The following is a 6,672-nucleotide window of genomic DNA, read 5'->3' on the forward strand; positions in this document are numbered from 1 at the left end:
AGCCCAACCTGTGAATTCGATTTTCTTGCTGCGAGCGTGCGCAGCGCGCCTCCCCGCCGCACTGCCGAATTTTACTCGCTGCATGGCAGAGAAGAATGCAGCCATTCCGGCAGGCCGCAGCAAATCTGGAACCTCGCATTCACACTGTGCGGGACCTTACCGCTATTTGGTCAATTAAGCCGAAGCACTGGTTTCGGTTGCCGTACCCGAATTATCAGTCGAAGGGTTTGTTGCGGGTCCAGTCGAATGTTCCGGCGTCCCGTTCCTGCACCGCCTGCTTCCAGCCGACTTGCTCCACGCGGGCTTTGAAGTTCATGCCTTCGGGTGAATGGCGGGTGATGCCGTCGAAGACTGTGGCAAGGCGCTGCGTCTGGTTGATCTTTTCCTCGACTGCAGCGTTGATCACCATTTTCTGCATGGCCAATTGGTTGATCGGCACGGATGCCATCCGGGCGGCCAGCGCCTCGACCTCGGCATCGAGCTGAGCGTCAGGCACGGATTTCAGCACCAGCCCCATCTCGGCGGCTTCAACGCCGGTTATCTTGTCACCCGTGAACATCATGCGCTTGGCCTTTTCCGGCCCCAGTCGATGCACCCACATCGCCGTTGTCGGGCAGCCCCAGACACGTGTTGGCATATAACCGATTTGCGCGGTGTCGCCCATGACAGTCAGGTCTGCGCAGAGCGCAATATCTGATCCGCCCGCGACGGCGTGTCCATGCACCTTGCAGATCACCGGCTTCATCGCCCGAAAGAGCGACATGAAGGCCTGCGTGTTCGCCCACATGAACTGGAAATCCTGCATTGGGTCCCAGGGCATGTCCTGCACCACCTTGTTGGGGCCGTTGCCCGCCGCGTAGTGGGCCAGATCGTAGCCTGCGCAAAATGCCTTTCCTGCGCCGGACAGGACCATCACGTGCACGTCGCGATCATGGTCGGCCTCTGCAACCGCCGCCGCCAGTTCGCGCGGCAGATCATCGTCGATCGCATTCATCACTTCAGGTCGGTTCAGAGTGATCCGCCCGATCCGGCCATCTTTCTCGTACAGAACCTTTCCCATGCTCACTCCCAATCGCTGACGGCCTTGACCTCAAGGAATTCCTCAAGACCCCAGACGCCACCTTCACGGCCATTGCCCGACTGCTTCATGCCGCCGAAAGGCGAGCCCGCACCGCCGAATTTTCCGTTCATCTCAACCATACCGGACCGCAGCCCGCGCGCCACCCGACGGGCGCGTGTTTTGTCGGCAGTCTGGACATAGTTGGTCAGACCATAGGGCGTGTCATTGGCAAGCGCGATGGCCTCCTCTTCGGTGTCAAACGGTGTCATCACAAGGACCGGCCCAAAGATTTCTTCCTTCCAGATCGTCATATTCGACGTGACATCTGCAAAGACCGTGGGGCGCACGAAGTGACCCCGGTTCAACCCGTCGGGGCGACCAAGGCCACCCGCGACCAGTGTGGCGTGCTCATCAAAGCCGCACTTGATCAAGTATTGGATTTTGCCCCATTGCGTTTCAGACACAACCGGCCCGATCTGGCGGCTTTCGGTCTCCGCCGGTCCGACCTCTGTTTTCTCGGCCACCTTACGGGCGGTTTCAACAGACTGGTCGTAGATTGCGCGTTCCACCAGCATGCGGGTCGGCGCGTTGCAGGACTGGCCCGAGTTGTTGAAGCAATGACGCACGCCGCGCGTAACGGCCTTTTCATCGGCATCGGCGAAGATGATGTTGGCCCCCTTGCCGCCCAGTTCCAGACTGACGCGCTTGACGGTATCCGCAGCGGCCTTGCTGATCGCGACACCTGCAGGGGTGGACCCGGTGAAGCTGACCATATCCACATCCGGGTGCGCGGTGAGATGCGCGCCAACGCCAGTGCCATCTCCGTTCACAAGATTGAACACACCGGGCGAGAAACCTGCCTCATCAATCATCTCGGCCAGCAGAATGGCGCTGAGCGGCGACAGTTCCGATGGTTTCAGCACCACCGTGCAGCCTGCCGCCAGCGCCGGGGCGACCTTCAGCATCACCTGGTTCATCGGCCAGTTCCACGGGGTGATCAGGGCGCAGACACCGACCGGCTCGTAAAGGATCATGTCGCTGGGCGCGTTCTCCCCAAGGGGACGCTCAAAGGCGAAAGCCTTGGCCGCCCGAATGGTGTTCTTGAGATGCCCCGCCCCGGCCCCGACCTGTGCAGTTCTTGCAAGCGCAATAGGTGCGCCCATCTCAACGCTGATGGCCTGTGCCATGTCTTCGGCCCGCGATTTGTAGACCTCCATCAACCGTTCCAGGGCGGCGATCCGGCCCAATGGGTCTGTTGCCGCCCAGGCCGGGAAAGCTGCCTTGGCTGCGGCGACGGCCGCGTCAGCATCTGCGACGCCACCCAAAGTGATCGTGGCGATCTTCTCTTCAGTAGACGGGTTCTCAACGGCCATTTCGCGCCCGTCGATCGAGGCGACCCGTTGGCCGTTGATATAGTGTTTGGATGCGTCTTGCATGGCAGTTCCTGTCTGTCAGAGTTCAGAATATTCCCCGGCGACGAAGCGATCGCGGAGAACAAATTTCTGGATTTTTCCCGAACCGGTCAGGGGGAAGTCCTCGACCTGCACCCAGACATTCGGGGTTTTCTGCGGGGACATGTTTGCGCGGCAATGAGCGTGCAACGCGGACCTGTCGAGCGGCCCCGTGCCGCGGATGAAAGCGCCGATGACCTCGCCCCATTTCGGGTCCGGCAGACCGACAACGGCGACCTCGGCCACGCCTGCGAGTTCCAACAGGCAGTTCTCGATCTCGGCCGGGAAATGGTTCTCGCCACCCCGGATGATCATTTCCCTGACCCGCCCCGTCACGGTCACATACCCGCGCGCATCCATCCGGCCCAGATCACCCGTATGTAGCCAACCGCCCTCATCCACCGTCTCGGACGTGGCCTTGGGGTTGTCATTGTATTCCAACATCACACAGGGACCGCGGGCACAGATTTCCCCAACCTTGCCAACGGCGACAGCGCTGTTGTCATCGACGCTGCGGATCGAAACCTCGGTCTGCGCGACAGGCTGACCGGCCGTGTTGCAGATGTCGTCGATACTGTCTGACAAATGGTGTTGAGTGATCACCGGGCAATGTTCTGTCTGACCATAAAGCGTCGAGAATCCGGCGCCCATCAGGGTCTGCACTCGGCGCACCAGTTCCGGGGCCACCATCGAGCCACCGCAACTGACAAGTTTTAGGGCAGCGAGGTCGCGTGGGCGCCCTTCCTGAGTGTCGAGCAAGGCTACCACCATGGTCGGGACGCCAAGTATAATGTCCGCGCTGCTCGCTTCCAACTGGTTCAGTACAACATCCGGATCAAACAGGCTGACCAAGACCATCCGGCATCCCGCCTGAAGGCAGCCAAGGGTGACCATGCCGCAGCCCGAGGTATGGAACATCGGCATGATGTTGACCCATGTGGTTGCCTCGGTGACCCCGCAGCGCCCGGCATAGAACCGCGCGTTATTGACCAGCCCGCGATGGCTGAGCACCGCGCCTTTGGGAAAGCCCGTTGTGCCGGATGTGTATTGGATCATCGCGGCGTCGCCCGACGCGACTTCGGGCAGCGCGGGCGGGCGGGAGCCTTGTGTGTAAAGCTCGACGCTTTCCATGTCCGTGACTTCGCGCACCGATGGGATGTTTGCTGCGACCTCGGCCCCGATCCGGCCCATCGGGTTGCCGCGAAATTCTTCGACAATAAACAAGACGACCGCGTCGGATTGTTCCAGAACGTAGGCCAATTCGCGTGCCTGAAACGCCGGGTTTGCAGTCACCAGCACCAGCCCGGACAGCGCACAGGCATATTCCATCAGGACCCATTCTGGGCTGTTGGGCGACCAGATGACCACCCGCTCGCCGGGCGCAAACCGGGTAGACAGCGCCAGCGCAAGTCGCTCGGCGTCGGACAGCAGCTCGGCGTAGGTCCAACGTCGCCCTGTCGATCCGTCCTGTCTGACTTCGACAAGGGCCTGCGCATCCGGGCGCCCTGCGGCAACCTCGCGCAGCAATGCGCCGATGGTGATTTCGCGCGTATCCAAATCGGATTGGGCCGGGACGTGCGAAACGCTGAGCGTCAGGTCATACATGGTTATTCCGCTGCAATCGGGTTTGTTGGAACGTCCACCAGCTTGCCGCGCGGAATGAGCCGGTCCGCATCATACATCGGCAGAGTGCAGAGCTCACCGCTCTGGGTGGACCCATCAGCGCAAAGCACCTCCACCTTTGTGCCCGAACCCTGTGCAGGGACATCCATGCGCACGATGCAGACACCGCAGCCCTGATAGGGCGAATAGCCCGAAGAACAGACCCGGCCGACCTCTTCGCCATCAATGGTCATGACGCGGCCAAGCTGTGCGACACCGCCGGTGACCCGCATGCCCCAGGTGCGGCAGGATTTATCGGCTGCCTCCAGCGCTTTGCGGCCAACAAAATCGCGATCATCAAATTCGACAAATCCGCCAAGCCCTGCCTCAAACGGCGTCGTCTCCGCCCCGAAATCCGAGCCGGCATTGAGCAACCCTGCCTCGATCCGCCGCGCGCGGAATACTGGTGTTCCGGTCAGCAGAATGCCGAAGGCAGCACCTGCCTCCATGATCTTGTCACCGATGGCGGGGATGTCGGTGTCGGGTAACATGTAGACTTCCCAGCCCAGTTCATTGGTGAAGCCCGAGCGGCTAATCCAGCAGGTCTGCCCCGCGATGGAAACCTCGGCGCAGTCGAAATAGCGGAAAGGATCGGGCATGGGGCCGTCCAGCACAGCAGCCAGCAAGTCCAGCGACCGTGGGCCTTGAATCTGGCTGACCCAGACATTCGGGTCGTGGATTTTCACGTCTAGCCCCTCGGCGTGGGCCTTGTACCAGCTGAATAGGTCGCCGTCAGCCTGCGCCATCCAGAACCTGTCCTGCGACAACCGCAACAGCACCCCGTCGGTGATCATTCCGCCATCGTGATAGCAGGCAAACTGATAGGAACAGCGCCCCGGCTTCACCTTGCTGACACTCCGGGTGAACACCTTGTTCAGCAGGGCCTCAGAATCCGACCCGCTAATCTCGATTGGCAATTCGCCGGTGTGGCGGAAAATGACATTGGTGCGCACGGCCCAATACATCTCGTCATCCGTGGCCGTGTCCAGCTTTTCTGGCGTCAGGCGCAAGTTATAGAGCGTGTATTCGGGATCATATGGCAGTTCCATGTAGCTCAGCGGATGGGCCGGCATGGTGCGGGCCAATTCGCGCGGTCGCGCGCCCTGATTGGGGAGAGCTTTGGCGACGAAGCGGAAGTGGGAAAGGTCAGTTGTCATATTGTTCACCGTTCAGAGTTGTTAGACGCCTGCGGGTGATCTTCGACAAGGACAGATGGGTGCCACGCATTGAGTTAGTGATATTGGACCAACTGGGCTCAGCGCAAATCTAATGATTTGCACAAGTCGTTCGAAAAAATTAGACAATATTCATGCGCTTTCGTTCTTATGATGCCCTCAAGATCTTTGATGCCGTTGCCCGCACTCTGTCGATGACCAAGGCGGCGGACGAGGTGCATCAGTCGAAAGGGTCGATCAGTTACCAAATCAACAAGCTTGAAGCCGAGCTAGGCTTTCGTCTGTTCGAGCGCGCGCACGCAAAACTGGGACTGACAGAAGAAGGGCGCAGATTGTGGCATGTGTCCCAAACGGCCCTGAGCCAGATCGACCGTGAAATCGAAGACCTGCGTGGCACTGTCTCAGGTGCCGTGACCGTTGGCGCGCTGACCTACTTCTCTTCACGCTGGCTGTCGCCAAGGCTCACCCGCTTTTTTGAGGCCAATCCCGGTATCAGCCTGCGGATCGAACCGATCAATTCCGTCGACATGATGAGATCGGTCAAAGTCGACATGGCAATCCTCTGGGGAATTGACGGCTGGGAGGGTCATAAGAGCGAACTTCTTCTGTCCCTGCCTGCTGTGCCAACCGCCAGCCGTGCAGTTGCTGAGCAGGTAAGGCAGCTTGGATTGCCCGAAGCGGTCAGGCAGCTTCCGCTCTTGGGTGACAGCTCCGGCGATGCGGGGTGGCGCGCCTGGCACAAAGCTGCAGGGCTGCCGTACGCACCCAGCCGGTCCAGCTTGACGGTTCCTGACTCAAACAGCCGCGTTCATGCGGTGGTGGATGGTCAGGGGTTGGCGCTTTGGGATGATCTGATCGCGCCAGAAATTGACGACGGCACGCTTGTCCGCTTGTCCGATGTCAGAGTTGAAAACGCGGGTTACTTTGTCATTTTCACGGATCAGCCGATGTCTCAGGGCGCAGAGGCATTCTTGGACTGGTTGCGGGCTGAAAATGATCGCAGCGAGAGGCGGGCCTGAAATCCTGCGGGTTTGCTGCTCTTGAACGGCCGGTTTGGAGAAATCTGCCGCGTCGCCGCGTGTTTCATACCGCATTTGCGAAAGGTTTCTGCGTCCGCAATAGAGGCATAAGCAAAAGGTAGCAAAGTCCGCATCGCGGCCCTTTGTGTAGTGCGGACGTCAATGTCCGCTTTGGGCTGATTTTGTTGAAAAACTGATACTTGATCGAGGCATGATCTGCTGATTCAATTCTCTTATTGATTGGGAGGATTGGCGATGATGGGACCCAAGCAGGAAGCGCAGGCGGCACTGTTTTACGAGTTCTC

At 59.8% G+C, this 6,672-nt stretch carries 5 protein-coding genes; 1 reads left to right on the plus strand and 4 read right to left on the minus strand.

Annotated features, from left to right (window positions below; translation table 11 throughout):
- Positions 1 to 214: 214 nt before the first annotated feature.
- The 4 genes from TRM7615_RS14005 to TRM7615_RS14020 are packed head-to-tail and all read right to left on the minus strand — an operon-like array spanning position 215 to position 5,330.
- Complete coding sequence (locus TRM7615_RS14005) at positions 215 to 1,060, minus strand: crotonase/enoyl-CoA hydratase family protein (RefSeq protein ID WP_108788559.1); 846 nt, start codon at positions 1,058 to 1,060, stop codon at positions 215 to 217.
- A gap of 2 nt (positions 1,061 to 1,062) precedes the next feature.
- Complete coding sequence (locus TRM7615_RS14010) at positions 1,063 to 2,496, minus strand: aldehyde dehydrogenase family protein (RefSeq protein WP_108788561.1); 1,434 nt, start codon at positions 2,494 to 2,496, stop codon at positions 1,063 to 1,065.
- Between the two features lie 15 nt (positions 2,497 to 2,511).
- A complete protein-coding gene (locus TRM7615_RS14015; RefSeq protein ID WP_108788563.1) occupies positions 2,512 to 4,116 on the minus strand; it encodes a class I adenylate-forming enzyme family protein in 1,605 nt (534 codons plus the stop codon).
- 2 nt (positions 4,117 to 4,118) lie between these two features.
- Positions 4,119 to 5,330, minus strand: coding sequence for an aminomethyl transferase family protein (locus TRM7615_RS14020; protein ID WP_108788565.1), 1,212 nt, complete (start codon positions 5,328 to 5,330; stop codon positions 4,119 to 4,121).
- A 152-nt stretch (positions 5,331 to 5,482) separates the two neighbouring features.
- Here TRM7615_RS14020 and TRM7615_RS14025 point away from each other — a divergent pair, with 152 nt between their 5' ends.
- A complete protein-coding gene (locus tag TRM7615_RS14025) occupies positions 5,483 to 6,367 on the plus strand; it encodes a LysR substrate-binding domain-containing protein (RefSeq protein WP_108788567.1) in 885 nt (294 codons plus the stop codon).
- The last annotated feature ends 305 nt before the right edge of the window (positions 6,368 to 6,672 follow it).

Origin of the sequence: Falsiruegeria mediterranea M17 (assembly GCF_900302455.1) — a bacterium.
Lineage (GTDB): Bacteria > Pseudomonadota > Alphaproteobacteria > Rhodobacterales > Rhodobacteraceae > Falsiruegeria > Falsiruegeria mediterranea.

Coding starts and splice junctions, on each gene's coding strand:
- TRM7615_RS14005 (WP_108788559.1), bottom strand. CDS start 1,060: ATGGGAAAGGTTCTGTACGAGAAAGATGGCCGGATCGGGCGGATCACT.
- TRM7615_RS14025 (WP_108788567.1), top strand. CDS start 5,483: ATGCGCTTTCGTTCTTATGATGCCCTCAAGATCTTTGATGCCGTTGCC.
- TRM7615_RS14020 (WP_108788565.1), bottom strand. CDS start 5,330: ATGACAACTGACCTTTCCCACTTCCGCTTCGTCGCCAAAGCTCTCCCC.
- TRM7615_RS14010 (WP_108788561.1), bottom strand. CDS start 2,496: ATGCAAGACGCATCCAAACACTATATCAACGGCCAACGGGTCGCCTCG.
- TRM7615_RS14015 (WP_108788563.1), bottom strand. CDS start 4,116: ATGTATGACCTGACGCTCAGCGTTTCGCACGTCCCGGCCCAATCCGAT.